Source organism: Streptomyces sp. NPDC055966, from assembly GCF_042269865.1.
Classification (GTDB): domain Bacteria; phylum Actinomycetota; class Actinomycetes; order Streptomycetales; family Streptomycetaceae; genus Streptomyces.
Map to the genome: position 1 here is coordinate 85,803 of NZ_JBHJYK010000006.1, position 26,518 is coordinate 112,320.

General features: G+C 73.4%; 25 protein-coding genes. 11 read left to right on the forward strand and 14 right to left on the reverse strand.

Translation table 11 applies throughout. The features are described from left to right. Positions 1-6: 6 nt before the first annotated feature. Complete coding sequence (locus ACFC8N_RS14715; RefSeq protein ID WP_362821362.1) at positions 7-360, forward strand: metalloregulator ArsR/SmtB family transcription factor; 354 nt, start codon at positions 7-9, stop codon at positions 358-360. On the opposite strand, the gene ACFC8N_RS14720 is transcribed toward ACFC8N_RS14715, so the two are convergent. The 3 genes from ACFC8N_RS14720 to ACFC8N_RS14730 all read right to left on the reverse strand — a co-directional run bounded on the left by ACFC8N_RS14720 (position 354) and on the right by ACFC8N_RS14730 (position 3,956). Then, entirely contained in the window at positions 354-1,592 is a 1,239-nt protein-coding gene (locus ACFC8N_RS14720; RefSeq protein ID WP_376288333.1) for a 4-hydroxybenzoate 3-monooxygenase, read from the reverse strand. The genes ACFC8N_RS14715 and ACFC8N_RS14720 overlap by 7 nt on opposite strands. Positions 1,593-1,657: 65 nt before the next feature. Next, positions 1,658-3,295 (reverse strand): APC family permease, encoded by a 1,638-nt coding sequence (locus ACFC8N_RS14725; protein WP_356030056.1) that lies wholly within the window; start codon positions 3,293-3,295, stop codon positions 1,658-1,660. Positions 3,296-3,509: 214 nt separating this feature from the next. Next, the gene (locus ACFC8N_RS14730) at positions 3,510-3,956 is read right to left on the reverse strand and encodes a CoA-binding protein (RefSeq protein ID WP_376288334.1); all 447 of its coding nucleotides are present in this window, start codon (positions 3,954-3,956) and stop codon (positions 3,510-3,512) included. A gap of 143 nt (positions 3,957-4,099) precedes the next feature. Here ACFC8N_RS14730 and ACFC8N_RS14735 point away from each other — a divergent pair, with 143 nt between their 5' ends. From ACFC8N_RS14735 to ACFC8N_RS14760, 6 genes are all read left to right on the forward strand, one after another. Next, positions 4,100-4,918: a hypothetical protein gene (locus tag ACFC8N_RS14735; RefSeq protein WP_376288335.1), complete on the forward strand. Its 819-nt coding sequence runs from the start codon at positions 4,100-4,102 to the stop codon at positions 4,916-4,918. Further along, entirely contained in the window at positions 4,915-5,463 is a 549-nt protein-coding gene (locus ACFC8N_RS14740; RefSeq protein ID WP_356030061.1) for a histidine phosphatase family protein, read from the forward strand. Before ACFC8N_RS14735 ends, ACFC8N_RS14740 begins: the two co-directional genes overlap by 4 nt. A gap of 95 nt (positions 5,464-5,558) precedes the next feature. Further along, positions 5,559-6,185, forward strand: coding sequence for a YigZ family protein (locus ACFC8N_RS14745; RefSeq protein WP_356030062.1), 627 nt, complete (start codon positions 5,559-5,561; stop codon positions 6,183-6,185). 130 nt (positions 6,186-6,315) lie between these two features. Beyond that, entirely contained in the window at positions 6,316-7,479 is a 1,164-nt protein-coding gene (locus ACFC8N_RS14750; protein ID WP_376288336.1) for an exonuclease SbcCD subunit D, read from the forward strand. Further along, a complete protein-coding gene (locus ACFC8N_RS14755) occupies positions 7,476-10,472 on the forward strand; it encodes an AAA family ATPase (protein WP_376288337.1) in 2,997 nt (998 codons plus the stop codon). The genes ACFC8N_RS14750 and ACFC8N_RS14755 overlap by 4 nt, the downstream gene beginning before the upstream one ends. Before the next feature lie 58 nt (positions 10,473-10,530). Then, positions 10,531-11,325 (forward strand): SAM-dependent methyltransferase, encoded by a 795-nt coding sequence (locus tag ACFC8N_RS14760; RefSeq protein ID WP_376288338.1) that lies wholly within the window; start codon positions 10,531-10,533, stop codon positions 11,323-11,325. Positions 11,326-11,345: 20 nt separating this feature from the next. Here ACFC8N_RS14760 and ACFC8N_RS14765 read toward each other — a convergent pair whose 3' ends face one another. Further along, positions 11,346-11,792, reverse strand: a complete 447-nt coding sequence (locus ACFC8N_RS14765; RefSeq protein ID WP_356030067.1) for an Lrp/AsnC family transcriptional regulator — start codon at positions 11,790-11,792, stop codon at positions 11,346-11,348. Positions 11,793-11,886: 94 nt separating this feature from the next. Between ACFC8N_RS14765 and ACFC8N_RS14770 the strand changes: the two genes are divergently transcribed. Together ACFC8N_RS14770 and ACFC8N_RS14775 are read left to right on the forward strand one after the other, a co-directional pair. Next, positions 11,887-12,372 (forward strand): rhodanese-like domain-containing protein, encoded by a 486-nt coding sequence (locus ACFC8N_RS14770; protein ID WP_356030069.1) that lies wholly within the window; start codon positions 11,887-11,889, stop codon positions 12,370-12,372. A 26-nt stretch (positions 12,373-12,398) separates the two neighbouring features. After that, entirely contained in the window at positions 12,399-12,914 is a 516-nt protein-coding gene (locus tag ACFC8N_RS14775) for an immunity 21 family protein (RefSeq protein WP_356030071.1), read from the forward strand. A 29-nt stretch (positions 12,915-12,943) separates the two neighbouring features. On the opposite strand, the gene ACFC8N_RS14780 is transcribed toward ACFC8N_RS14775, so the two are convergent. The 6 genes from ACFC8N_RS14780 to ACFC8N_RS14805 form a co-directional block, all read right to left on the reverse strand. Continuing rightward, entirely contained in the window at positions 12,944-14,176 is a 1,233-nt protein-coding gene (locus ACFC8N_RS14780) for a cytochrome P450 (protein ID WP_376288339.1), read from the reverse strand. A 34-nt stretch (positions 14,177-14,210) separates the two neighbouring features. Beyond that, positions 14,211-15,602: an FAD/NAD(P)-binding oxidoreductase gene (locus ACFC8N_RS14785; RefSeq protein ID WP_356030074.1), complete on the reverse strand. Its 1,392-nt coding sequence runs from the start codon at positions 15,600-15,602 to the stop codon at positions 14,211-14,213. Next, complete coding sequence (locus ACFC8N_RS14790) at positions 15,592-15,849, reverse strand: ferredoxin (protein WP_356030075.1); 258 nt, start codon at positions 15,847-15,849, stop codon at positions 15,592-15,594. The genes ACFC8N_RS14785 and ACFC8N_RS14790 overlap by 11 nt, the downstream gene beginning before the upstream one ends. 86 nt (positions 15,850-15,935) lie before the next feature. Continuing rightward, positions 15,936-16,598, reverse strand: a complete 663-nt coding sequence (locus ACFC8N_RS14795; RefSeq protein WP_376288340.1) for a hypothetical protein — start codon at positions 16,596-16,598, stop codon at positions 15,936-15,938. Positions 16,599-16,763: 165 nt separating this feature from the next. Continuing rightward, positions 16,764-18,455, reverse strand: coding sequence for a DUF885 domain-containing protein (locus ACFC8N_RS14800; protein WP_376288341.1), 1,692 nt, complete (start codon positions 18,453-18,455; stop codon positions 16,764-16,766). Between the two features lie 53 nt (positions 18,456-18,508). Further along, positions 18,509-18,994, reverse strand: coding sequence for an Lrp/AsnC family transcriptional regulator (locus ACFC8N_RS14805; protein WP_356030079.1), 486 nt, complete (start codon positions 18,992-18,994; stop codon positions 18,509-18,511). A gap of 60 nt (positions 18,995-19,054) precedes the next feature. Between ACFC8N_RS14805 and ACFC8N_RS14810 the strand changes: the two genes are divergently transcribed. Next, the gene (locus tag ACFC8N_RS14810; RefSeq protein ID WP_356030080.1) at positions 19,055-20,275 is read left to right on the forward strand and encodes a PLP-dependent transferase; all 1,221 of its coding nucleotides are present in this window, start codon (positions 19,055-19,057) and stop codon (positions 20,273-20,275) included. A 17-nt stretch (positions 20,276-20,292) separates the two neighbouring features. On the opposite strand, the gene ACFC8N_RS14815 is transcribed toward ACFC8N_RS14810, so the two are convergent. The 4 genes from ACFC8N_RS14815 to ACFC8N_RS14830 form a co-directional block, all read right to left on the reverse strand. After that, positions 20,293-21,711, reverse strand: a complete 1,419-nt coding sequence (locus ACFC8N_RS14815; protein ID WP_376288342.1) for a GNAT family N-acetyltransferase — start codon at positions 21,709-21,711, stop codon at positions 20,293-20,295. A gap of 210 nt (positions 21,712-21,921) precedes the next feature. Next, complete coding sequence (locus ACFC8N_RS14820; protein ID WP_356030083.1) at positions 21,922-23,505, reverse strand: alkaline phosphatase D family protein; 1,584 nt, start codon at positions 23,503-23,505, stop codon at positions 21,922-21,924. Positions 23,506-23,640: 135 nt separating this feature from the next. Beyond that, on the reverse strand, positions 23,641-24,471 hold the full coding sequence (locus ACFC8N_RS14825) for an alpha/beta fold hydrolase (protein WP_376288343.1): 831 nt from the start codon (positions 24,469-24,471) through the stop codon (positions 23,641-23,643). Between the two features lie 91 nt (positions 24,472-24,562). Next, complete coding sequence (locus ACFC8N_RS14830; protein ID WP_356030085.1) at positions 24,563-25,216, reverse strand: NAD(P)-binding domain-containing protein; 654 nt, start codon at positions 25,214-25,216, stop codon at positions 24,563-24,565. Positions 25,217-25,394: 178 nt separating this feature from the next. Here ACFC8N_RS14830 and ACFC8N_RS14835 point away from each other — a divergent pair, with 178 nt between their 5' ends. After that, positions 25,395-26,291 (forward strand): RNA polymerase sigma-70 factor, encoded by an 897-nt coding sequence (locus tag ACFC8N_RS14835; protein ID WP_376288344.1) that lies wholly within the window; start codon positions 25,395-25,397, stop codon positions 26,289-26,291. Positions 26,292-26,518 lie beyond the last annotated feature (227 nt).

Here is a 26,518-nt window from a genome sequence, read left to right on the forward strand (position 1 = left end):
GTGCGTATGAGCGCACGCATGCACCTGTCACCTGCGCACCATACGCATCCGCGCAGCCCGGGCGAGGAGCAGTTCGCGCTGGCCGCCGAGCTGCTCGCCCTGCTCGGTGACCGCACCCGCCTCACCCTGCTGCACGCGCTGACGGCGGGCGAGGCCGACGTCACGACGCTCACCGGGGCATGCGGCGCGGCCCGTCCCGCCGTGAGCCAGCATCTGGCCCGGCTGCGGCTCGCGGGTCTGGTGCGGACCCGCAAGGAGGGCCGCCGGGTGGTCTACTCGCTCGCGCACGGGCACCTGCGGCGGCTGGTGGACGAGGCGCTGAAGACCGCCGACCACCACCTCACCGAACGGGCTCAGTAGGCGGAGGCCGTGCCGAGGTACTGCTCGGCGAAGGCCGCCGCCGCTGCGGGCGAGGAGAACAGCCGGCGCAGCCGGGCCAGCGTGGTGCCGGCGCGGAACGGATCACCGGACGCGACACCGTGGTAGATGTCCGACAGCCACTGCGAGAACTCCTGGTAGTCCCACACCCGGCGCAGCGCCGCGGCCGAGTAGCCGTCCAGGCCGGCGCCGTCCCCCTCCGTGACGTACGAGACGAGCGCGTCGCCGAGCAGGAAGGCGTCGTGCAGGGCGAGGTTCATCCCCTTCGCGGCGATCGGCGCGACCAGGTGACCGGCGTCGCCGGCCAGGAACAGCCGCCCGTGGGAGAGGGGTTCGACGACGTAGTGGTGCATGTCCAGCACCCGCTTCTCGACGATCCGCCCCTCGGTCAGCGGGGGCGCCCCGGTCGCGGCCAGCCGCTCGCGCAGCTCGGTCCAGACCCGCTCGTGCGGCCAGTTCTCCGGATCGTCGCCGGGCGGGCACTGGAGGTAGAACCGGGTCACCCCGGGGCTGCGGGGCATCTGCCCGGCGAAGCCGCGCGGATGGACGCCGAACAGGACACAGTCCGTCGACGGCGGGACCTCGGCGAGCAGCGCCAGCCAGCCGATGCCGTCGTCCTGCCGGGCGATCCGCCGGTGCCGCTCGGGAATCGCGTCGCGCGTCACCCCGCGCGCCCCGTCGCACCCCGCGACGAAGTCGCAGCGCAGCAGCCGCCGTTCACCCGTGTCCGGACAGCGGTACGACACCGCCGGCCGATCCGTGTCCAGGTCGTGCAGCGTGACGTCGCGCACGCCGAAGCGGATGTCGCCGCCGCGCACGTCGGCGTACTCGCGCACCAGGTCCGTCACCAGCAACGGCTGCGGGTAGACGTAGTGGTGACAGCCCGTCAGTTCGGCGTAGGGGAAGCGGTACCGCTCGCCGGCGAAGCGGAACTCGCAGGCGCTGTGCAGCTCGGCCCGCTGCGGCAGGTGCCCCGCGAGGCCGCGGCGGCCGAGTTCGCGCACCGCCCATTCCTCGATGACACCGGCCCGGGCCCGGGTCTCGATGAACTGCCTGCTCTCGGTCTCCAGGACGACACAGTCGACCGAGGCGGCCCGCAGGATGTTGGCGACGGCGAGCCCGGCGGGACCGGCGCCCACGACGACGACCGTACCGGCTTCCCGGCGTGCGGGGTGCGCGGGATCCGGGTGGGGGGAGGGGGAGGGGGAGATCACCCTCGCATTATGACGGTGTCCCGTCAGCCGGGAATCGGCTGACGGGACACCGGCAGTGGTGTGGCTCAGTGCGCGGGGGCGTCGGTGACGACGACCTCCTCGATGCTGCGCTCGATCGCCTCGGGCTGGGAGGCCGTGGCCTTGGCCCAGTAGTAGATGACGAGCGAGAACACCGTGACGACCAGCATGTCCCACCACAGCGGCAGGTCACCGTTACCGCCGAAGGTGCTCAGGTAGGAGATCACGCCGATGCCCAGCAGGTAGGGCGCGAGCCACTGCGCGGCCTTGAAGTCCAGCCGGGGGGCGTCGGGCAGGCCCTTGCGGATCGCGTAGGCTGCGTAGGCGCCGAGCAGCACGTAGCCGATCAGGATCGCGAAGCCCAGTCGCCACAGGGTGTCCCAGCCGGACCAGAAGATGATCAGGTTGGCGACCACGAACGACAGCGGCGAGATGAAGTTGCCGTAGGGCAGCTTGTACGGACGGTCGTGGTTCGGCAGCCGGTCCTTGAAGACGCCGTAGGCCAGCGGGGCGCCCGCGTACATCAGCACGCTCGCCGAGGTGATGAAGCCGACCAGCGTCTGCCAGCTCGGGAACGGCAGGAAGCAGATCACACCGGTCACGAACGACATCGCGAGGCCGAACCACGGCACACCGCGCGAGTCGGTCCTGGTGAAGAGCTTCGGCGCGTAGCCGTTCTTGGCCAGGCCGTAGGAGATACGGGAGGTGGCGGTGGTGTAGATCAGGCCGGTGCCGCCGGGGGAGATGATCGCGTCGGCGTACAGCACCCAGGCCAGCCAGCCCAGGCCGACCACCGAGGCGAGACCCGCCCAGGGGCCGCTGATGCCGGCGTAGGCCAGGTTCGCCCAGCCCTTGGCGAAGGAGGCGTGCGGCAGGGCGGCGATGAACACGATCTGGAGCAGGAGGTAGATCGTGGAGCCGATCGCGACCGAACCGAGCGTCGCGCGCGGCAGGTCACGCTTCGGGTTGCGGCTCTCGCCGGCCAGCTGGATCGCCTGCTCGAAGCCGAGCAGCGCGAAGATGATGCCGCTGGAGCTGATCGCGGTGAGGACACCCTTGGCGCCGAACGGCGCGAAACCCTGGGAGGTGAAGTTGGACGGGTGGAAGTTGCCGACCGCGATGATGAAGATCGCGGCGAGCGGAACAGCGATCTTCCACCAGGTGGCGGCGCTGTTGGTGTGGGCCAGGATGCGGACACCGAGGAAGTTGACCGCGACGAAGACCGCCATGAGCAGGACGGCGACGACGATGCCGCTGGTCGTCAGCGTGCCGTTGGCGTTCTGCAGGCCGTCGGCGAAGTGCCAGTGCTTGGCATAGCCGATCATGGCCTCGACCTCGATCGGGGCCACCGTCGCGGCCTGGAGCCAGGAGAACCAGCCGAAGGACATGCCGGCCAGGCCGCCGAAGGCGTAGTGCGGGTAGCGCGCGGTGCCGCCCGCCACCGGGAACATGCCGCCGAGCTCGGCGTGCACGAGGGCGAGGAGCACGATGGCCACCGCGCCGATCACCCACGAGATGATCGCCGCCGGACCGGCCACCACGACTGCCTTCTCGGCGCCGAAGAGCCAGCCGGAGCCGATGATGGAACCCACCGAGGCCCACATCAGACCGATCAGTCCGACGTCTCGGCGCAGACCACCGGTGTCGCTTGTGGCTACCGGTGCAGCCTGGTCGACATTCGCCATGTGTAGTGGCCTCTCAGATCTATACGCAGCGTTAACGGGCGAGGAGGCCACAGGTTAGGGGTGCGTTCCATGCCGTCAAAAGAGCGTTAACCAAATTTTGACCCGGGATCTTAGGTGTCTTGGCCCCACGCTCGGTCACTGTCTTGTCACAGGTCAGATGCCTAGTGCGAATGTCAATATTCAGCGTCGAATTGTAAGTAGAAGGAGAGATTCGCTAGTCGAGGCGGGGAATTTCGATGGCCGGGCAGTGGTCCATGACCATGTCCAGACCCGCCGCCCGGGTCCGGTTGTAGGCGGCCTCGTCCACGACGCCGAGCTGGAACCACACCGCCCGCGCGCCCTTCGCCACGGCCTCGTCGGCCACCGCCCCGGCCAGGTCGCTGTTCACGAAGACGTCGACCACATCCACGTCGAAAGGGATGTCCGCGAGGGAGGCGTAGCCGCGCTCGCCGTGCACCGTCTCCGCCTTCGGATGCACCGGCACGACGCGCTTGCCGAACCGCTGGAGCACCTGCGCCACCCCGTAGGCGGCCCGGTTCCGGTTGTTCGACAGGCCGACCACGGCCCAGGTGTCGCCCAGCCCGGTCAGGATCCTGCGGATCACCGCTTCGTCGCCGTGGTCGTCGCCGTCGTAGCTGCCGTCGCCGTGCACGACCGCCATGGCCGCCTCCTCGGTTCGGGGGAACAGTTCGCCTGGGCAACAGCGGAGCGCAGGGTGCGGATTCCCGCCCCGGTAGCCGCCGCCATGTCCGGAATCGGAGCAAGATGCCTGCGTAGGACGCTCTGCCCGCCTACGCTCGCGCTGTGCTGCGCATCCTCGACGACCGAACCGGTGAGCCCGTCCCCGCCGCGCCCGCCCGCCGCGGCCTGACCCGCATCGAGGCCTACGCCTCCGGGCTGGACCCGACCGCCCTGCGGGTGCTCCTCACCGCCGACCTCCTGGTCCGCGCCCTGGAGCTGGGCGGCACCCCGGTCTGGACGATCCTCACGTCCCCCCACCAGCACGCCGAACTGCGCGCGGCCGCCACCGCCCTCGCGATCCGCCCCTTCGAGGACGGCCGCGACCTCGCCTCGGGGCTGGGCGAGTCCCAGGCGATCCACGTGACGGCCGACCCCGCGGCCGCCGTCGGCGAAGGCCCGGTGATGCGGGTGGCACCGGTGCACTGGCAGACGGACGGCCAGGGGCCGCAGGCGGTCGGCCGCGACGCGGGACCCGCGTCCGCACCCGCCCCCGGCACCGGTCCCACCCTCCACTCCCACCCCGCGCTCCCGGCCCTCCTCCAGGACCCCGAGGCGGTGCGGCTCGCCCTGCTCTCCGTCCCTCGGGGTGAACCCGTTCGGCTGTCGCCCGCCGTACTGGACGCGGCGGCCGGGCGGCTGGCGCAGTGGCGGCGGTCCGTCGCCGGGTGGGCCCGGCGGCCGTCCAGGCCGGTGCCGGAGGCGGTGCGGGGGCGGTTGCGCTCCGCGTGGGAGGACGATCTCGACCTGCCCGGCGTCCTGGACGTGCTGCGGGACGTGGCGCGTGACCCGGATCTGCCCGACGGCGCCCGGTTCGAGACGTTCGCCTACGTGGACCGGCTGCTGGCGCTCGACCTCGCCCGTGACCTCGGGAGCCTCGCGTGAGCGCGCGGGCGGGCTCCTCGGGTCCGCTGCGCCGGCTGGTGGTGCTGCGGCACGCCAAGTCCGCCTGGCCCGAGGGCGTCGAGGACCACCGCAGGCCTCTCGCGCCGCGCGGCCTGCAGGACGCCCCCGCCGCCGGACGCACCCTCGCCGAGGCCGACTGCCTGCCCGACCTCGCTCTGTGCTCCACGGCCGCACGCGCCCGCCGCACCTGGGAGCTGGCCTCCGCCGAGTGGGGCACCCCGCCGCCGGTGCGCTACGACCGGCGGCTGTACACGGCCGACGCGGCGGACCTGGTGGAGGTGGTCCGCGAAGTGCCGTCCCAGGTGGAGACCCTGCTGCTGGTCGGGCACAACCCCGGGCTGGAGGAGCTGGTCCTGGAGCTGGCCGGGGACGGTCTCGACGACACGCTGGAGCGGGTGCGGACCAAGTTCCCGACGTCCGCGATCGCCGTCCTCACCTGGCACGGCACCGGCTGGTCCGCCCTCGCCCCCGGCGTCGCCCTGCTGACCTGGGTGACCGTGCCGCGCGGGGGCAAGAAGCAGTAGCCGAGCGGCGCCGGGGAGGAGGATCCGCCGCCACGCGCGCGTGGGCGCGGCCTCCGCCCGGACCCGCACTTCCCGCCACCGCTTAGGCTGGCGGGATGCAGGACGAGTACCGCACAGTCGCCCACGCGGGCGTGCACGAGACCGAGATCAACCGCTCCCGCTTCCTGTGCGCCCTCGCCCCGGCCGCCACCGAGCAGGAGGCACAGGACTTCATCGCCGCCGTCAGCAAGGAGCACGCCGACGCCACCCACAACTGCTGGGCGTACGTGATCGGCGCCGACGCCTCCGTGCAGAAGGCCAGCGACGACGGCGAACCGGGCGGCACCGCCGGCGTCCCCATGCTCCAGATGCTCCTGCGCCGTGAGATGCGCTACGTCGTCGCCGTCGTCACCCGTTACTACGGCGGCGTCAAGCTCGGGGCCGGCGGACTCATCCGCGCCTACGGCGGCGCCGTCGGCGAGGCCCTCGACACGCTCGGCACACTCACCCGGCGCCGCTTCCGGCTGGCCACCGTCACCGTCGACCACCAGCGCGCGGGCAAGGTCCAGAACGACCTGCGCGCCACGGGGCGGGAGGTGCGCGACGTCCGGTACGGCGAGGTCGTCACCATCGAGATCGGGCTGCCGGACGCCGACGTGGACGTCTTCCGGGCGTGGCTCGCCGATGCGACGGCGGGCTCGGCGGGGTTCGAACTGGGCGGAGAGGCCTACGGAGACGCGTGACATAGCGGACCGATCGGAACATCCAGACCATTCGCGACGTACGGGATATCCGTACGAACTCCTGCGTGCCGCCGGTCGATACGGGAGTAACCGCCCGTGATGTCAGACCCGGCCGTTAACCTCGGGGATCATGAGACTGCTGCACACGTCCGACTGGCACCTCGGCCGGGCCTTCCACCGGGTGAACATGCTCGGGGCCCAGGCCGAGTTCATCGGTCACCTCGTCACCGCCGTGCGCGAGCACGCCGTGGACGCGGTGGTCGTGTCCGGTGACGTGTACGACCGCGCGGTGCCCCCGCTCGCCGCGGTCGAGCTGTTCGACGACGCGCTGCACCGCCTCGCGGACCTCGGCGTACCGACGGTCATGATCTCCGGCAACCACGACTCGGGTCGCCGCCTCGGCGTCGGCGCCGGTCTCATCGAGCGCGCGGGCATCCATCTGCGCACCGACCCGGCCGCCGCCGGCACCCCGGTGCTGCTCGCGGACGCCCACGGGGACGTCGCCTTCTACGGGCTGCCGTATCTCGAACCGGCCCTGGTGAAGGACGAGTTCGCGGTGGACCGGGCCGGACACGAGGCCGTGCTCGGCGCCGCCATGGACCGTGTCCGCGCCGACCTCGCCACGCGCGCGCGGGGCACCCGCTCCGTCGTCCTCGCCCACGCCTTCGTCACCGGCGGCCGGGCCAGCGACAGCGAGCGGGACATCACCGTCGGCGGGGTGGCCGCCGTCCCGGCGGGCGTCTTCGACGGCGTCGACTACGTCGCCCTCGGGCATCTGCACGGCTGCCAGACCCTCACCGAGCGCGTGCGCTACTCCGGCTCCCCGCTCGCCTACTCCTTCTCCGAGACCGACCACCGCAAGAGCATGTGGCTGATCGACCTCGGCGCCGACGGCTCCGTCACCGCCGAGCGCCTCGACTGCCCGGTGCCGCGCCCGCTGGCCCGCGTCAGGGGCACGCTGGACGGCCTGCTGGCCGACCCGGAGCTGGCCCGGTACGAGGACTCCTGGGTCGAAGCCACCCTCACCGACCCGGTCCGCCCGGCCGATCCCATGGCCCGGCTCACCGAGCGCTTCCCGCACACCCTCAGCCTGGTCTTCGCCCCCGAGCGGGCCCCGGACGACCCCGAGGTGTCGTACGCCCGGCGGCTCGCGGGCCGCAGCGACCAGCAGGTCGCCGAGGACTTCGTCGCCCATGTGCGCGGCGCCGGGCCGGACGACCGTGAACTGGGCGTGCTGCGCGAGGCGTTCGACGCCGTGCGCGCCGACGACGCCGTGCGGGAGGTGGCCCGGTGAGGCTGCACCGGCTCGACATCACCGCCTTCGGGCCCTTCGGCGGCTCCCTCGGCGTCGACTTCGACGCCCTGTCCGCCGCCGGACTCTTCCTGCTGCACGGCCCCACCGGCGCGGGCAAGACCTCCGTCCTGGACGCCGTCTGCTACGCCCTGTACGGCTCGGTCCCCGGCGCCCGGCAGAGCGGAAACGGCCAGGGCATGACCCTGCGCAGCGATCACGCCGAGCCCGGCACCCGCACCGAGGTCCGCCTCGACCTCACCGTCGCCGGCCGCCGTCTGGAGATCACCCGGCAGCCGCCCTGGGAGCGCCGCAAACTGCGCGGCAGGGGCACCACGGTCGACAAGGCCCAGAGCTGGCTGCGCGAGTACGACAGCGCGGCCGGCGCCTGGCGCGACCGCAGCCGCTCCCACCAGGAGATCGGCGAGGAGATCACCCAGCTGCTCGGCATGAGCCGCGAGCAGTTCTGCCAGGTCGTGCTGCTGCCCCAGGGCGACTTCGCCCGCTTCCTGCGCGCCGACGCCGAGGCCCGCGGCCGGCTGCTCGGCCGGCTCTTCGACACCCAGCGCTTCGCCGACGTCGAAAAACGCCTCGCCGACCGCCGCCGCGCCACCGAGGCACGCGTGCGCGAGGGCGACGCGGCCCTGCTCGCCGACGCCCACCGCATGCAGCAGCAGGCAGGCGACACCATGGAGCTGCCGGACCTGGCGCCGGGCGAGCCGGGCCTGGCGGAGCAGGTGCTCGCCGCCGCCGCCGTGGCCCGCGCCACCGCCCGCGAGCGCCTCACCATCGCCCACCTCCGCCTCGGCGCCGCGGAGTCCGCGCACGCCGAGGCCCGCCGCGCCCTGGACGACGTACGCGAACTCGCCCGGCTCCAGGCCAGGTTCGCCGAGGCCCGGCAGCGCGCCGAGCGGCTCCAGCAGCACTCCGGCGCGCACCGCGAGGCCCAGGAGCGCATGGAGCGGGGCCGCAAGGCGGACACGGTCGCGCCCGCGCTGGAGCTGCGCGAGGCCGCCGAGCAGGAGCACCGCAGGGCAGCGGCGGCCGAGGCAGGCGCGCGCGGGAGGCTCCCCGAGTCGTACGCCGACGCCGGGGCGAGCGGACTGGCCGCCGCCGCCCGCCGGACCGCCGAGGAGCTGGGCGGCCTGGACGCGGCCCGGCGCGCCGAGCAGCGGCTCGTGCAGCTGGCCGAGGAACGCGACGGGCTCGACCGGCAGGAGCGCGCCGACGAGGAGGTGCTGCGCGAGGCCGACACCTGGCTCGACGGCTGGGACACCGCTCGCGCCGCGCTCCAGGCCCGCGTGGACCGTGCCCAGGAGGCCGCCACCCGCGCCGAACAGCTCGCCGTCCGGCGGGAACCGATGGACCGCCGGCTCACCGCGGCCCGCACCCGCGACGCACTGGCCGCCGACCTGGAGGACGCACAGCACCGGGCGCGCGCGTCCCAGCAGCAGGCACTGGACGCCCGCGCCCACTGGCTCGACGTCAAGGAACGGCGTCTGAGCGGCATCGCCGCCGAGCTGGCCGCCCACCTCACCGACGGCGAGCCCTGCGCCGTCTGCGGAGCCACCGCGCACCCCGCCCCGGCCCGCAAGAACGCCGGACATGTCGACCGCGCGGCCGAGGAGCGGGCGCACCGGGCCTTCCAGCAGGCCGACCAGCGCCGCACCGAGGACGAACGGCGCCTCGGTGTCGTCCGCGAGGCGCTGGCCGCCGCCACCGCCGAGGCCGGTGACACCCCGACCGGCCAACTGGAAGCAGAGGCGGGGGAGTTGGAGCAGGAGTACGCCCGCGCCCGCCGTGCGGCCTCCGTCCTGCACGCCACCCACGAGGAGCTGCGCCGCGCCGAGCGCGAGCGCGAGCAGCGCCTCGCCGACCGCCAGCAGGCCGCCGTGCGCACCGCGTCCCGGCTCACCCGGCGCGAAACCCTGGAGCGCGAACAGGCCCAGCTGGAAACCGAGTTGGCGCAGGCACGCGGCGACGCGGGCAGCGTGGCCGCGCGCGCCGCCCAGCTGGAGCGGCGCGTCGCCCTGCTCGCCGACGCCGCCGACGCGACGCGCAGCGCCGAGGACGCCGCCCAGCGCCTGAAGGACGCCGACGCCCGCCTCGCCGACGCCGCCTACCGGGCCGGCTTCGACACCCCCCAGGCCGCGGCCGCCGCCCTCCTCGACGCCGCCGCCCACCGCGAGCTGCAACACCGCCTGGACGCCTGGCAGTCGGAGGAGGCGGCCGTACGGGCCGTGCTGGCCGAGGGCGACACCGCGGCCGCCGCCCAGCAGCCGCCCGCCGACCTCACCGCGGCCGAGCGCACCGCGGCCGAGGCGGAGCGCCGCCTGCGCACGGCCGCCTCCGCGCGCGACGCGGCCGCCCACTGCCGCACCGAGCTGGACCGCCTCTCCGCCCGCGCCACCGAGGCCGTACGGCAACTCGCCCCGCTGCGCGAGGAGCACGACCGGGTCGCCCGTCTCGCCGCCCTCACCGCGGGCACCTCCGCCGACAACGAGCGCAAGATGCGCCTGGAGTCGTACGTCCTGGCGGCCCGCCTGGAGCAGGTCGCCGCCGCCGCGACCGCGCGCCTTCAGCGCATGTCGTCCGGCCGCTACACCCTCGTCCACTCCGACGACCGCTCCGGCCGCGGTCGCAGCGGGCTCGGGCTGCACGTGGTCGACGCCTGGACCGGCCGCGAGCGCGACACCGCCACCCTCTCCGGCGGCGAGACCTTCTTCGCCTCGCTCGCCCTCGCCCTCGGTCTCGCGGACGTCGTCACGGACGAGGCCGGCGGCGTACGGCTCGACACCCTCTTCATCGACGAGGGCTTCGGCAGCCTCGACGACCAGACCCTCGACGAGGTCCTCGACGTCCTCGACTCCCTGCGCGAACGCGACCGCAGCGTCGGCATCGTCAGCCATGTGCCTGACCTGCGGCGCAGGATCCACGCCCAACTGGAGGTCGTCAAGGGGAGGACGGGGTCGACGCTGCGGCAGCGGGGCGCGTGAGGACCCCGTTGCGAGGAATAAGTTGTGAGGTGACCACCGGCCGACCAGGAGAGCCCGCATGTCCGTCGAACGCCGGCCTGTCAACAGCAGCGCGCCGCACTCCGCCCGCATCTGGAACTACTGGCTGGGCGGCAAGGACTGCTACGAGATCGACCGGCAGGTCGGCGACCGGATCGCCGAGGCCAACCCGGGGATCCTCGACACCGCCCGGGCGCAGCGGGCGTTCCTCGTCCGGGCCGTGGAGTACCTCGTCCGGGACGCCGGTATCCGCCAGTTCCTGGACGTGGGCACCGGGCTGCCCACCGCGGACAACACCCACGAGGTCGCCCAGCGCCTGCTGCCCGAGGCGCGGATCGTCTACGTCGACCACGACCCGGTCGTCCTCGTGCACGCCGAGGCGCTGCTCACCAGCACGCCCGAGGGCGCGACGGACTACATCGACGCCGATCTGCGCAACCCGGACGGCATCCTCGAACAGGCCGCCAGGACACTGGACTTCACCCAGCCGGTGGCCCTGATCCTGCTCGGGATCGCCGCGCATGTCACCGACGACTCCGTCTACGGCATCGTGCAGCGACTGCTCGACGCCCTGCCGTCCGGCAGCCACCTCGTGTTCTGCGACAGCACCGAGGTCATCCACCCCGAGCAGCAGCGCGCCATGGTCGAGCAGTGGAACGAGGCGAGCGACAACCCTCGCGTCAACCGCAGCCCCGACCAGCTCGCCCGCTTCTTCGACGGCCTGGAGATGCTGGAGCCCGGCCTGGTCTCCACGTCCCGGTGGCGCCCCGCGCCGAACGGCGCCGAAGCACCGGCCGAAGTCGACAACTTCGGCGGCGTGGCCCGCAAACCGTAGCCCCGTACGCCCAGTTCGGGTCAGCGGCCCAGCGCGCGCCGGGGGAGCGGAGAGGAGTACACGACGCTGGTGGTCACCGAGCCCAGCGCGCCGATCTTCCCGGAGATCTCCTCCAGATGGGACATGGAACGGGCGGCGACCTTGATCACGAAGCAGTCGTCGCCCGTCACGTGGTGCGCCTCCAGGATCTCGGGCGTGGCGGCGACCAGGTCGTGGAACGGCTTGTAGTTGCCGTTCGGATAACGCAGCCGCACGAACGCCAGGATCGGCAGCCCCAGCCGCTCGGGGTCCACGACCGCCGCGTACCCCTGGATCACGCCGGCCTCCTCCAGCCGCCGTACGCGTTCGGTGACGGCGCTCGGCGACATCGAGACGGCGCGCGCCAGCTCGGCGTAACTGGCCCGGCCCTCGCGCTGGAGGACCTCAAGGATGCGCCAGTCGGTGGCGTCCGGGGAATACACGGTCATCCCGGATGGATAGCAGGGAAATCCCCGGCGCGGCAAGGGCAGGCCCGTGGATCGCCCCTTCAGCGGCCGGGCGTGCGGCCGTAAATTCTCAGCCATGATCACCCACACCTCACCGGCCCCCGTGAACCCCGTCCTGCGCGTGGCCCCCGCGGCCCCCGCCGAGGCCGCCGCCCACTTCCGGGCGAGCCTCGCCTTCCACACCGACGTCTCCGACGTGGCCGCGGCGCTGGCGGCCGGCGGTGACCCCGGGTTCGTCGTCGTGGACTCCCGCTCGACCGAGTCCTGGGACCAGGGTCACATCCCCGGCGCCGTCCACCTGCCCACCGCCCGCATCCCCGAACAGGCGGGGCAACTCCTCGACCTCTCCGTGCCCGTGGTGACGTACTGCTGGGGCCCCGGGTGCGACGGCGCCACCCGCTCCGCCCTCGCCCTCGCCGAACTCGGCTATCGTGTAAAGGAGTTGCTCGGCGGCTTCGAGTACTGGGTGCGCGAGGGCTTCGCCTACGACACCTGGCAGGGACCGGCGCGGCGCGATCCCGACCCCCTGACCGCGCCGGTCGCAGGCGAGTGCGGCTGCTGACGCCGGCCCGTGTAGGTTCTTGGGCCATGGCTCGATACGCGGATCCAGGCGTGCTGGAGTGGGTGGAGTCGGCCGGCGGCCCTCTGATAGCCGTGCCCGAGACGGTGCTGTCGTTCTGGGCGGGCGCCGACAACGAGGACCTCGCCACGGACTACGACCGGGCGTGCGAGGTCGACGGGCACGTCGGTCTGCTGCCCGTCGGCGACAGCGCGGCCCTCGTGTTCGGCGAGGAACCCGCCTCCACCTCCTTCCTGCCGGAGCACGCCACCTTCGTACGGTGGTCCGCCGCCCACTCCGAGGACGAACTGCTCGCCGGTGTCCCGGCCGCCCTCGACTCGGCGGTGTGGGGCAGCGAGGTGCACTGGCGGGTGCCCGGCCCGGTGCTGCTGTTCGACTCGGCCTGGCCGGGCCGCGCCGCCGGCCGCGTCGAACACCTCCGGGTGCCGCTGGAGGCGGGCACGTACGCGGTGCGCGCCGCGTACGCCCAGCCGGGCCCCGAGACCTGGGTGGGGCTGGTCCGTCTCAGCCGCCTCGGCCACTGACCCGGCCCCCGCGCACGCGACCCCTGCGGTCAGTTCAGCCCGTCGAAGGCGATCTCCAGATGGCGCGGGCCGCGCAGGACCGCGTTCTGCCGGTACGGCGGCGGGTCCGCCACCAGGCGGGGGTTCTCCAGCCGCCGGGCCAGCGCGGCCAGGGCGGTCTGGGCCTCCAGACGGGCCAGCGGGGCGCCGAAGCAGCTGTGGATGCCGCTGCCGAAGCCGAGGTGCTGGATGTCCTCACGGTCCGGGTCGAACCGGTCGGGGTCCTTGAACCGCTCGGGATCGCGGTTGCCCGCGGCCAGCATCAGCCAGATGCGCGAGCCCTTGGGGATGACGACCCCGCGCACCTCGATGTCGGCGATACAGGTGCGCTGCGGCACGATCTGCACCGGCGGCTCGTAGCGCAGCAGCTCCTCCACGATCCGCACCGACAGGCCCGGGTCCCGGGCGAGACGGCGCAGGACGTCCGGGTACCGCAGCAGGGTCAGCATGCCGTTGGTGATGAGGTTGACCGTCGTCTCATGGCCGGCGATCAACAGCAGCACCGCGGTGGCGAGCACTTCCATCATCGTCATGGAGCCGTCCGGGCCGTGGCTGTTGACCAGGTCGGACAGCAGGTCGTCCCGTGGTTCCCTGGTGCGCTGCTCGACCAGCCCGGACAGGTACATGCCGAGCTGCAGCCGTGCCTCCTGCGCGGCACGTGCGGAGTCGGCGCTCGTGCGGGAGTCGGGGTCCAGGCCGGCGACGATCGGGTCGACCCAGGCGCGGAACCTGGGCTCGTCCTCGCGGGGCACGCCGAGCAGCCGGCAGATCACCGTCACCGGGAACGGGTAGGCGAACTGGTCCACCAGGTCGATCTGCCGGGCGTCGCCGAGGCCGTCGAGCAGGCCGGCGACGATCTCCTCCAGCTCACCGCGCATGCCCTCGATCCGGCGCGGCCGGTGCGGCGGGCCGAAGCCCTGGTTGGCGATACGCCGCAGCCGGTCGTGCTCGGGCGGGTCGAGCCGGATGAACGACGGCGGCAGCCCGCCCGTCTCGTCCGGCTGGCTCAGCTCGTCGGCCCCGGCGGCGGCCAGGTTGGCGGCGTCGGAGCTGATCCGCGGATCGTGCAGCAGCGCCTCGATGTCCCAGTACGAGCTGATGACGTAGGGGCCGTCCTCCTCCTCGTGCTGCACCGGTGTCCGGCGTAGCTCCTGGTACAGCGGGTACGGGTCGGCGCGGTTGGCGAAGTCGGTGATCTGGCGGAACAGCGAGGCTTTCGGCATGACTCGTTCCTCGGAGCGTCGGGCCGGGCGGCCGTCAGTGGCGGGCGGGGTGGAAGACCAGCTGCTGGTCGGCCGGCGAGTAGCCGCTGAGCGTCACGGTGGGGCCGTGGGTCGGCAGGGACGGGTCGGGGAAGTCGGCCGCCACCGGCTGCCGGTTCTCGGGCCGCCGGTCCATCGTCGGGTACTCCACCGGGAACGGGGCGCCCCGCTCGATCTGCCGTGCGTAGAACTCCAGCCAGCGGGCGTTGTCGAAGGTCACGGCGGCGATGACGCGGCCCTGGTAGCCGTACACGCCGACGAACCGGCGCTCGGCCAGCGAGCCCTGCGTGATCATGAGCTGGTCGCCCATGGGCGGCACGCCCACCGACTTGATGTTCACGCCGAACATCGACGACCAGAACGCCGGCATCCACAGGTGCGGTCGGCGGTCGGCGCCGTGGCAGATCATGTTGTGCGCGGCGGTCTCCGCCTGTGCGACGGCGTTGCCCCAGTGCTCCAGCGACAGGAACTGGTAGCCGAACAGCGCGTGCGGGGAGCGCGCCACGTCGCCCGCCACGAAGACGTCGTCCGTGACGATGCCCCGGAAGTCGAAGGCCCGGCAGCCCGCGTCGCACGCGATGCCCCGGGGCCCGGCACCCAGCCCCGACCCGGTCAGCCACTCGGTGTTGCGCTGCGAACCCAGCGAGACCACGACCACGTCCGCCTCGACGACACTCTCGTCGGACAGATGGACGGCCCGCACCCGGCCGATCGAGTCGCCCTCCAGGCCGGTCACCGTGACATGGGTGCGCAGGTCCACGCCGTTCTCGGTCTGGAGGTCGGCGGCGACCGCGCCGATCACGCCACCGAGCGCGCCCACCAGCGGCGCCCCGGCGCGCTCCGCCACGGTGACCGGGATGCCCTTCTCGCGGCACGCCGAGGCGATCTCCGAACCGGCGAACCCGGCGCCGATGACGAACACCCGGCGCGGTCCCGCGTCCAGCCGCTGGACCAGATCGGCCGCGTCGTCCCGGGTCCGCAGCAGACAGACTCCGCCGAGCCGGGCCTCGTCCTCCTTCAGCCAGGGCCGGGCACGCACCCCGGTCGCGATGAGGAGGCGGTCGTACGGCACCTCGTCCCCGTCGGCCAGCTTGACCCGCCTGGCCGACAGATCCAGCCCGGTCGCCGCGACACCGAGCCGCCACTTGGCGTCGATCTCCCGGCGGTGCGGCAGCTCGGTGCGGCGCGGGGACGCCATGCCCAGCAGGACGGACTTCGACAGCGGCGGGCGGTCGTACGGCTCGTACGGCTCGTCGCCGATCAGGGTCAGCTCGCCGGCGAAGCCCTCGGCGCGCAGCGTCTCCGCCGCCCGCAGGCCCGCCAGGGAGGCGCCCACGATGACGATCCGGCCCTCGCGCCGGAGCCGGTCCAGGTGGTCAGCGGCCATCGGACGCCTCCGGCGCCACCTGGCGGGGACCGGTGCCCGGCTCGGTCACGAGGTCCTCCAGCCCGTCGGCGGTGATCGCCTGCACCGGGCAGGCGGCGACCGCGCGGGCCAGCCGCTCGCGTTGCTCCTCCGGCGCGTGCGGGTTGTAGATCAGCGACTCCTCGCCGTGCATCGCGAAGACGTCCGGTGCGAGGAACGCGCACTGGGCGTACCCCTGACATTTGTTGAGATCGACGACGAGCCTCATCGACGCTCCGCTCTTCCCGTGGTCATGTCCCGCCCGTCAGCATGCGAGACACGCGCGCACTCCGCTCGTCGGCACCACCGTCCGGGTCAACGGACGCGACCGCCCACGACCAGGATGTAGCCGCTGAGCACCAGCGACCACGCGGGGAACACCAGCTCCGCCCAGGGCACGTTCGAGGAGGCGAAGAGGAGGGTCACGGCGGTGACGAAGCCCAGCAGCGTGAGCGGGCGGGGCAGTACGCCCAGGCGGTGGCCGAGCACCGACAGCGAGCACACGAAGACGGCCGCCATCCGCATGGCGTACTCCATCAGCAGGAGGTAGGCGAAGTGGCGCCCGAAGTCCCAGGAGGCCGGCGGCGGTGCCGTGCCGCTCGGATGCGCGACGTCGAGCACGGCACCGGCGGCGGCGCCGACGCCGAACAGTGTGGCGGTGAAGACCAGTCCGCTGCCCAGGAAGACCGTCGCGAGGAACTTGTCCTCCGCCGTGCCGACGTGCGCCCGTACGGCACCGATGAACCACAGGAAGAAGATCCCGGCGAACGGCACCAGCGCGAGGGCCGCCCGGAGCGCGGCGCGCCGCCCGGAGTCGGTGAACCCCCGGGCGGTGACCACGTGCGCCCCTTGCGGGATGCCCAGGCGCACGAGCACGATGACCGTCGCCAGCAACAGCGCGAACACGACCCCGGCCAGCCCGGCGGCCCGCGGCGTCCGCAGCGCCTCCGCCGCCCCCGTCTCCTGGCTCCCCGCCACGCACCCCGCCTCCTCGCCGCCGGCGTCATCGCTTCCGCCACCAGCCAGCAGTCCGCCGCCCCCGCCCGCCACCGGGGGAGGGCCGGACGGCGGACACCGGGTCCGGCGCGGGTGCCGACGGCGCCGGGGGCCACCTGTGCCCAACTCCCTTGGGGCAGAAGGCCGTCAGAGCCGGGCGAGCTCGTCCACCAGGTCGTCCAGGCCCAGCGAACCCTGCGACAGCGCGGCCATGTGCCAGGCCTTCAGGTCGAAGGCGTCGCCGTGCCGCTCGCGCGCCTTCTCCCGGCCCAGCAGCCACGCCCGCTCACCGAGCTTGTAGCCGATCGCCTGGCCCGGAATCGTCAGGTACCGGGTCACCTCGCTCTCCACGAAGTCCGCCGGCCGGCTGCTGTGCGCACGGAAGAACTCCTGCGCCAGCTCCGGCGTCCAGCGCTCACCGGGGTGGAACGGCGAGTCCGCCGGAATCTCCAGCTCCAGGTGCATGCCGATGTCCACGATCACCCGGACCGCGCGCATCATCTGCGCGTCCAGGTAGCCGAGCCGCTCCTCCGGGCCCTTCAGATAGCCCAGTTCGTCCATCAGCCGCTCCGCGTACAGCGCCCAGCCCTCCGCGTTGGCGCTGACCCCGCCGACCGTGGCCTGGTAGCGGGAGAGGTCCTCCGCCACGTGCGCCCACTGCGCGAGCTGGAGGTGATGGCCGGGCACGCCCTCGTGGTACCAGGTCGAGACGAGGTCGTAGACCGGGAAGCGGGTCTGGCCCATGGTCGGCAGCCAGGTGCGGCCCGGACGCGAGAAGTCCTCCGACGGGGCCGTGTAGTACGGCGCCGCGGCACCGCCGGGCGGTGCGATGCGCGACTCCACCCGGCGCACCCGCTCGGCGAGTTCGAAGTGGGTGCCGTCCAGGTCCGCGACGGCCTGGTCCATGAGACCCTGGAGCCACTCCCGGACCTCCTCGACGCCCTCGATGTGCCTGCCGTGCTCGTCCAGGTGGGCGAGCGCCACCCACGGCGTCCCGGCACCGGGCAGGATCTTCTCCGCCTCCCGCCTCATCTCGCCGAGCAGCCGGTGGAACTCCGCCCAGCCGTACCCGTACGCCTCGTCGAGGTCCAGGTCGGTGCCGTTGAAGTAGCGGGACCAGCGGGCGTAGCGCTCGCGGCCCACGGTGTCCGGGGTGCCCTCGATCGCCGGGGCGTACACGTCCCGCAGCCAGTCCCGCAGCTCCGTCAGGGCGGCGGTCGCGGCGCGGGCCGCCTCGTCCAGCTCGGCGCGCAGCGCGTCCGGCCCGGCGGCGGCGAAGTCCTCGAACCAGCCGCGGCCCGAGCCGTCGGTGTCCGTCCACTCGGTCAGCTGCCCGATGTACGTCGCCGTCGGCCGGGGGGCCGCGAACAGCTTGCGGTCCAGGCCCAGCTCGATCGACTCCCGGTAGCCCGCGAGCGCCCCGGGCACCGCGCGCAGCCGCTCGGCGATCGCCGCCCAGTCCTCCTCCGTCTGCTGAGGGGTCACCGTGAACACGTCCCGCACCGCGTGGCCGGGGGTGTGCATGTTGCCGACCGCGCGCAGGTGTTCGTCCGCCTCGTGGACCGCGAGTTCGGCGGTCAGCCGCTCCCGCAGCAGCCGCGCGCAGCGGCGCTCCACGTCACTGTCCGCGCCGGGCCGGCGCTCCGCCTCGTCGAGCCGGGCGAGCGTCGCCCGCGACAGCCGGGCGAGAGCCTCCTGACCGGCTGGGGAGTAGTCGGGCAGCCGGGTCGAACTCTCCTTCACACCGAGATAGGTACCGGTGACCGGGTCGAGGGCGATGAGGTCGTCCACATACGCGTCGGCCACCTGACGGGGCAGCGGGCTCTTGGTCTCAGACATGCCGCCCATCCTCGTACGACGGCGATCTCCGCGTCACCCGGGTTCGGGGGGATTCAGCTGTGGGCTTGGCCGGGCGGCAGCAGCGGCCCGCACTCCCACTGCTGGAAGATCAACCGGGTCTCCACCCGGGCCACTTCCCGCCGCGAGGTGAACTCGTCGAGCACCAGCCGCTGAAGATCGGCCATGTCCGCGACGGCCACGAGCACCAGATAGTCGTCCGGCCCGGTCAGATGGAACACCGTCCGGGCCTCCGGCAGCGCCCGGATCCGCTCCACGAAGGGCCCCACCAGCTCCCGCCGGTGCGGCCGTACCTGCACCGACAGCAGCGCCTGGAGCCCGCGCCCCAGCTTGGCCGGATCCAGCCGCAGCCGATGACCGAGGATCACACCCGAGCGGCGCAGCCGGGTCACCCGGTCCAGGCAGGTCGACGGGGCGACGCCCACCTGCTCGGCGAGGTCGCGGTAGGTGGTCCGGGCGTCGTTCTGCAGGAGCCGCAGCAGATGGAGGTCCACCGGATCCAGTACGACAGATTCGGCCATTGGCCGAACGTAGCACGGTGTTCGATCCGCGGAAACCGTTCAATGTTCACCCTTCCGGTCATGGACACAGCGAGCACCGGTGCCTACGACGGCGTACGCACCGCATCGAGAGCCCTTGCCACCGAGGCCGTGCACGCCGGCCGCGACGACCTCGCCCGCCAGGGTCTGCACGCCCCGCCGATCGACCTGTCCACCACCTACCCGTCGTACGACAGCCGCGCCGAGGCCGCCCGCATCGACGCGTTCGCGACCGACGGCGCCGACCCGGCCGGGCCGCCCGTCTACGGCCGGCTCGGCAATCCGACGGTCGCCCGCTTCGAGACCGCGCTGGCCCGCCTGGAGGGCACCGAGTCCGCGGTCGCCTTCGCCAGCGGCATGGCCGCGCTCAGCGCCGTCCTCCTCGCACGCTCCGCCATGGGCCTGCGGCACGTCGTCGCCGTACGGCCGCTGTACGGCTGCAGCGACCATCTGCTGACCGCCGGGCTCCTCGGTACGGAGGTCACCTGGACCGACCCGGCCGGGATCACCGCCGCGCTGCGCCCGGACACCGGTCTGGTGCTGGTCGAGTCCCCGGCCAACCCGACCCTCGCCGAACTCGACCTGCGCGCCGTCGCCCACGCCTGCGGCTCGGTCCCGCTGCTCGCCGACAACACCTTCGCCACGCCCGTCCTGCAACGCCCGGCCGAGCAGGGCGCCCGGCTGGTGCTGCACAGCGCCACCAAGTACCTCGGCGGCCACGGGGACGTGCTGGCCGGAGTGGTGGCCTGCGACGAGGAGTTCGCGGGCAGGCTGCGGCAGATACGGTTCGCCACCGGCGGCGTCCTGCATCCCCTCGCGGGCTACCTCCTGCTCCGGGGGCTGTCCACGCTCCCGGTGCGCGTGCGGGCCGCCTCCGCGAACGCCGCCGAACTGGTCCGCCGCCTCACCACCGACCCGCGCGTGGCCCGCGTCCACTACCCGCGCCTCGGCGGCGCGATGATCGCCTTCGAGGTGTACGGCGACCCGCACGAGGTCATCTCCCGGGTCCGGCTCGTCACCCCGGCGGTCAGCCTGGGCAGCGTCGACACGCTCATCCAGCACCCCGCGTCCATCAGCCACCGCATCGTCGACGCCGACGACCGGCGCGGGGCGGGGGTGAGCGACCGGCTGCTGCGGCTGTCGGTGGGCCTGGAGGATCCGGACGACCTGTGGGCGGATCTGGACCAGGCGCTGGGTGCCACGCCGGAGACCGCGGTCGGTGCCGGTGAGTCCGTCACCGCCGGGCACCTCCGTCGTGGCTGAGCGCGGGCGCGGCGGAGTCAGGTGAGCCGGGTGTGCGCCGTACGGGCGTCGCGGGCGCCGACCGCCCGGGTCGCGTCCAGCCGGGCCGTGATCACCAGGGTGCCCTCCTCGATCTGGTAGTCCAGGGGAAGGCCGAGGCCGCGCATCGCGGCGACCATGCCGGTGTTGGACGCCTGCGTCACGGCGTACACGCTCGCGCAGCCGGCGTCCTCGGCCATGGCGACCAGCCGGCCGAGCAGTTCGGCGCCGATGCCGCGCTGCTGCCAGTCGTCCTCGACCAGCAGCGCGACCTCGGTCTCGTCGCCGTCCCACAGCAGATGGCCGAGGCCGACGATGCGGCCGGCGGCGGTCTGCGCGGCCAGGGTGCGCCCGAAGCGCGGGCTGAGCAGGTGGTTCAGATAGCGGTCGGCGTCGCCGACCGGGCCGTGGTAGCGCAGGCCGAGGGTGCGCGGCGAGCACCGCTCGTGCATCGCCCTGGCCGCCGCCACGTCACCGGTGTCGGCGCGGCGGACGGTGATGTCGTCGCCCGCGGGCAGCGTCAGCACGTACTCGCCGCGCGGGATGCGCGGGCCGAGCCGGTTGTCCAGTTCCACCAGCGCCCGGGCCCGCGCGAACTCGGTCGGTGTGAACGGCAGATACGGCCGCTCCACCGTGAGCACCCCGCCCTCGGGCGCGCGCAGCCGCATCACGGTGTCCTCCAGCACGCCCTCGACCGGCACCGGCTGCGGCCCACGGCCCCCGCCGACCGGCTTGCCGGGCAGCGAACGGATGGTGCAGCGGCCCAGCAACTGCCGCAGCGCCAGCGGCAGTTCGGCGGCGTCCAGTGCGGTGCGCGCGGCGAGGCCGAGCACCCGGGTGGGGGCGTCGACCAGGTCGTGGGCGTCGGCCCGCTCGATCCAGGTGGACACGCCCCCGGCCAGCGCGACGGCCCGGGTGATCGCGGCCGCCTCCAGGGTGCCCGGCGCCCGCAGCAGGAACTCGTCCACGGTGCCGTCGGCCAAGGGGTGCGTCTGGAGGCTGAGGATGTCGACGCGCTGTCCGGCGAGCGCCGTGCACAGGGCCGCCAGCGAGCCCGGCTCGTCCTGCACGGTCGTCCGCATCCGCCACAGCGCGGCGGCGCCGGCCGTCTCGCCCGCCGCCGTGCCGGGCTGCTCGGCGGACCCGGCCGACCGTGTCCCGGCGGTGGGCCGGGCGCCGGTATCGTCGGCCGGCGGTGCGTGGCCGTGGCGCCGTGCCCACCAGGTGTGGAAACCGGCCGTCGCGGCGAGCAGCACCGCCGAGATCACCAGCAGGGCGGGGCCGCCGGGGCCGTGCCCGATCAGGTTCGCCACCCCGTCGGCGACCGCGACGGCGGTGAACAGGGCGGCGAGTTCGACGACGTCGCGGCGCCAGTGGTGCACGGGGCGTCCGTGCTTCGTGCGGGTCACATCGGACATCTCTGGAGTCATACACCCACTGTGAAGGAAGGGTGTTGCGTGATCACGAACGCTTTGTGACCGATGGGTAAAGTATGCTCCGCGCCAATTGTCCAGATTTTTACGACCCCGCGCCCCCGACCGGGGCCCGGGTGCGGCGGGACCCTGCCGCGCTCCGGGGGATGACGCCGTAGCGCGGCACGGTGTGAGAGGAAGCGTACCCGCCGTCGGCTACTGGCCGACCCGGCCCGGCTGGAGCGTCCGCGTGAACAGCACGGTGCCGTCGTACTCCCGCAGCCGGACCGTCAGTTCGCCGCTTTCGCCGTCGATGTCCACCTCGCCGAAGAACTGGTAGCCCTCGGCCGGTGACACGTTCGCGGTCGTCGGCGCCTTGACGAACACCCGGTCCGGGCCGAACGTGCCGTCGAGGGCGTTGGCCGGGAACGCGCCCGCGTTGAGCGGGCCGGAGACGAACTCCCAGAACGGCTCGAAGTCCTTGAACGCGGCCCGCGCGGGGTCGTAGTGCTGGGCGGACGTGTGGTGCACGTCGGCCGTCAGCCACACCGTGCCGGTGATCCGCCGGTGCTTGATGAACCGCAGCAGCTCGGCGATCTGCAGCTCGCGGCCCAGCGGCGCGCCCGGGTCGCCCTGCGCGACCGCCTCGAAGTTCGGCCTGCCCTCGACCGGGTCCGGCACGACCAGCCCGAGCGGCATGTCGTTGGCGATCACCTTCCACACCGCGCGGGACTTCGCCAGCTCCCGCTTGAGCCACTCCAGCTGCTCGCGGCCGAGGATGCCGACCGGGTCCGTGGTCTGGTCGTCGGGGGAGTTGGCGTTGCGGTAGGTGCGCATGTCGAGCACGAACACGTCCAGCAGCGGGCCGTGGTGCACGACGCGGTAGATGCGGCCGTCGGGGCGGCCGCTGATCGTGGAGATCGGGAAGTACTCGGAGAACGCCTGCCGCGAGCGCAGCGCCAGGTCGTCGAGCCGGGTGCCGGCCGGGTAGGGGGTGTTGGTGCCGATGACCTCGCCGGGGTACCAGTTGTTGCGCACCTCGTGGTCGTCCCACTGGATGATGTTCGGCACCTGGGCGTTGAACCGGCGCAGCGCCTGGTCCAGCAGGTTGTAGCGGAAGTTGCCCCGGTAGTCGGCCAGGGTGGTCGCGACGTGCGACTTCTCCTCGGTGGTGAGGCTGCGGTACACGCTGCCGTCGGGCAGCGGCGCGCTCGCCGCGATGGGGCCGTCGGCGTAGATGTTGTCGCCGCTGCACAGGAAGAAGTCGGGGTCCGTCCGCGCCATGGCGTCGAAGATGCGGTAGCCGCCGATGGACTCGTTGATGCCCCAGCCCTGTCCGGCGAGGTCGCCCGACCAGACGAACTTCACGCCGCGGCGCCGCTCGGCGGGCGCCGTGCGGAAGGTCCCGGTCACCGGTTCGCCCGTGCGGCGCGGGTCGTCGGGATCGGCGAGCAGCACGCGGTAGTGGACCTGCTCGCCCGCGGGCAGGCCGTGCAGCCGGGTGGTGCCGGTGAAGTCGGTGCCGGAGCCGAGCAGCGGGCCCTGCCATCGGCGCGGATCGCGGAACGACTCGGTGGCCGCGGTCTCCACGATCATCCGGGCGGGCCGGTCCGAACGCACCCACACCAGGCCGGAGTTCGCGGTCACGTCGCCCGCCTGCACCCCCCAGCTCGCCTGCGGGCGCCCGGAGCGGGCGAACGCCGGGGCCGCGCCGAGGCCGACGGGCAGGGTCAGGGCCGCCGACGCGGCGAGCGAGCCGCGCAACACGCTGCGGCGACCGGGGAACGGACGGTGGGACATGGCTGTGCCTCCAGGGGCAGGATCCGGCCAGTGTGCACAGCCACACCTACGCGGGCGTCGCGGCGCGCACGCGAACCCGAAGTGAACAACCGGCCGAGGGCGGCGGGTTCGGGCGCGCCGGTACCCGGATCCGGGTCAGCGGCTGCCGTCCAGGACGACGCGCGCGACGAGCGCCGGATCGTCGTTCATCGGGACGTGGCCGCAGCCGGGCAGCCGCACCAGACGCGCGTGCGGGATCATGCGCTTGGCGCGCACGCCCTGCCGGCGCACGAGGATGCGGTCCCGGGTGCCCCAGCCCACCGTGACCGGCAGGCCCGCCAGTTCGTCGGTGAACCGCACCGCCCGGCCCGCCCGCAGCGTCGCGTCGAAACCCGTGGCCTCCACGATCGCGAGCGTCTCGGCCACCACGGCCTCGGGCGCGCGGCGCGCGGGACGGGCATAGATCGTGCTCGTCAGCGCCGTACGCCCGGCCGCCGTCCGCGACAGGCGCTCCACCAGGGGCAGCGGCATCCGCCGGGCGACCGCCCGCATCGCGAGCAGGGTCGTGAAGGCGTAGCGGCGCTCGGCCTCGGACCAGAATCCGGCGGGGGACAGGGCCGTGACGGACCGCACGAGCTTCTCGCGGCCCAGCTCCAGGGCGAGCAGGCCGCCGAGCGAGTTGCCCGCCACGTGCGGACGGTCCAGCTCCAGGGCCTCGAACAGGGCGCCGAGTACGGCGTTGGTGTCGGGCAGGGTGTAGTCGAGGCCGTCCGGCAGGCTCGGCGAGGCGCCGAAGCCGGGCAGGTCGACGGCGATCACCTCCCGCTCGGTGGCGAGGATGTCCACCACCGGGTCCCAGGCCTGCCGGTGGTGGCCGATGCCGTGCAGCAGGACCAGCGGCTCGCCGCGGCCCACGCGCGTGTAGGACACGGTCACGTCCTTCGGGCCGTGCGGACCGGGGACCGGGAAGGAGACGGTGGCGGACATGGGATGCTCCTCGTCTGGCTGCTGACGAACGTCATAGACAGTTTGTCAGCAACTGCTACCCGTCGGTAGCCCCCGGAACGGCCACGGTCGGTCAGTCCGCCCGGCGCACCTCGATGTTGAAGTCCGCGCTGCCGGAGTTGCGGTACATGGTGAACCACAGCAGCAGGTACATCTCCGTCGCCCGCGCGGTGCGGAGCCCGCCCAGGTCCACCACCCGCTCCGCCGGCCAGCCCAGCTCCCCGAGCAGCGCCGTCACCTGTTCCTTGGCCCCGGCGTCGTCACCGCTCACGAAGAGGTTGTGCGCACCCGGCACCCGGTCCGGGTCCACCATCACCTGGGCGTTGATCGTGTTCAGCGTCTTCACCACGCGCGCGTGCGGGAAGGCCCGCTGGATCCGCTCGGCCACGCTGTCCGACTCCACCGGGTCCAGCCGCGCCTCGCCGTCCACGAACGCCAGCGGGTTGCAGACGTCCACCAGCACCTTGCCGTCGAGATGCTCCGCGCCGGCCGCGCGCAGCGCGTCGAGCGCCACCGGGCCGCCCACGGCGTTGACCACCACCTCGGCCGCCGCGGCCGCCTCCGCGAACGTGCCCGCGCGGGCCCGGTCCCCCTTGCCCGCGGCCCACTCCAGCGCCACCGGATTGTCCTTGGCACGCGACCCGAGGGTCACCTCGTGCCCCAGCTCCACCAGCTTGCCGGCCAGCGTGCGGCCCACCTCGCCCGTGCCCAGTACCCCGTACCGCATCGGCCACCTCCCGGTCACCGGCCGCCGACCCCCGGCGGTCCGCGGTCATTGTGATCCGGATCCTGGGCGGACGGGCCGATTCCGCCCGGTCCGTCTCGGGGCGCGGACGAAGCGCGCGGGACGAAGGCGCGGGACGCGGAACTGGACACGCCCGGCGCGGGTCGGATGGGATGCGGGGGTGAGCTCCGACACCGAGACCGATGTCTTCACCGACGTCTTCGAAGAACACCGGCCCCTGCTCATGGGGGTCGCCTACCGCATGCTCGGCCGCGTCGCCGACGCCGAGGACGTGGTCCAGGACGCCTGGCTGCGCTGGTCCCGCGCCGACCGCACGGAGGTCCGCGAACCGGGCGCCTATCTGGTGCGCATCACCACCCGCCTGGCCATCGACCGGCTGCGCCAGGTGCAGGCGCGCGGCGAGTCGTACGTCGGACCGTGGCTGCCGGAGCCGTACGTCGGCGAGTTCGGCGACCCGGCCCCGGACGCGGCGGACCGCGTCCTGCTCGCCGACAGCGTCTCCTTCGCCGTGCTGGTCGTCCTGGAATCGCTGTCCCCGCTGGAGCGGGCCGTCTTCGTGCTCCGGGAGGCGTTCGGCTACCCGTTCGCCGAGATCGCCGCGCTGCTCGACCGCGGCGAGGCGGCGGTACGGCAGCTCGCCGGGCGGGCCCGACGGCACGTCGACGAACGCCGGCCGCGCTACGAGGTCGATCCCGTCCAGCGCCGCGCGGTGACCGAGCGCTTCCTCGACGCCGCGTCCGACGGCGACCTGGACGCGCTCATGTCCCTGCTCGCCCCCGACGTCCGCCTGGTCGGCGACAGCGGCGGCAAGGCCAAGGCGCCCTCGCGGATCGTGCACAGCGCCGACAAGGTCGGCCGCTTCCTGGCCGCCGTCGTACCGGGCGCCTGGGAGACCATGTCGTACCGCTTCGTGGAGGCCAACGGCGGCCCGGCCGTCCTGCTCCTGGACGGCGGCCGGCCCGACAGCCTCTTCCAGCTGGAGATCGCGGACGGCCGCGTCACGACCGTGTACATCGTCCGCAACCCCGACAAGCTGCGGCACCTCGCCACCGTCTGACCCGGGCACCCTCCCGCCCCGCGAAGCCCCCGCCGTACGACGGGGGCTTTGCCGCGATGTCACACCCCCGCGCGCGTGCGAACGCCTCGTGAACGCTGTACGGCGGCGCGTCCGTGGGTTGCCCAAGGGATCGAGGATTGGTCTTGACCAAGGGTGACGGCCGCCCTATGGTCGCAGACAAGTGCAACAACCTTTAATAAACAAGGGCGCTAAAAACCGCCGGACCA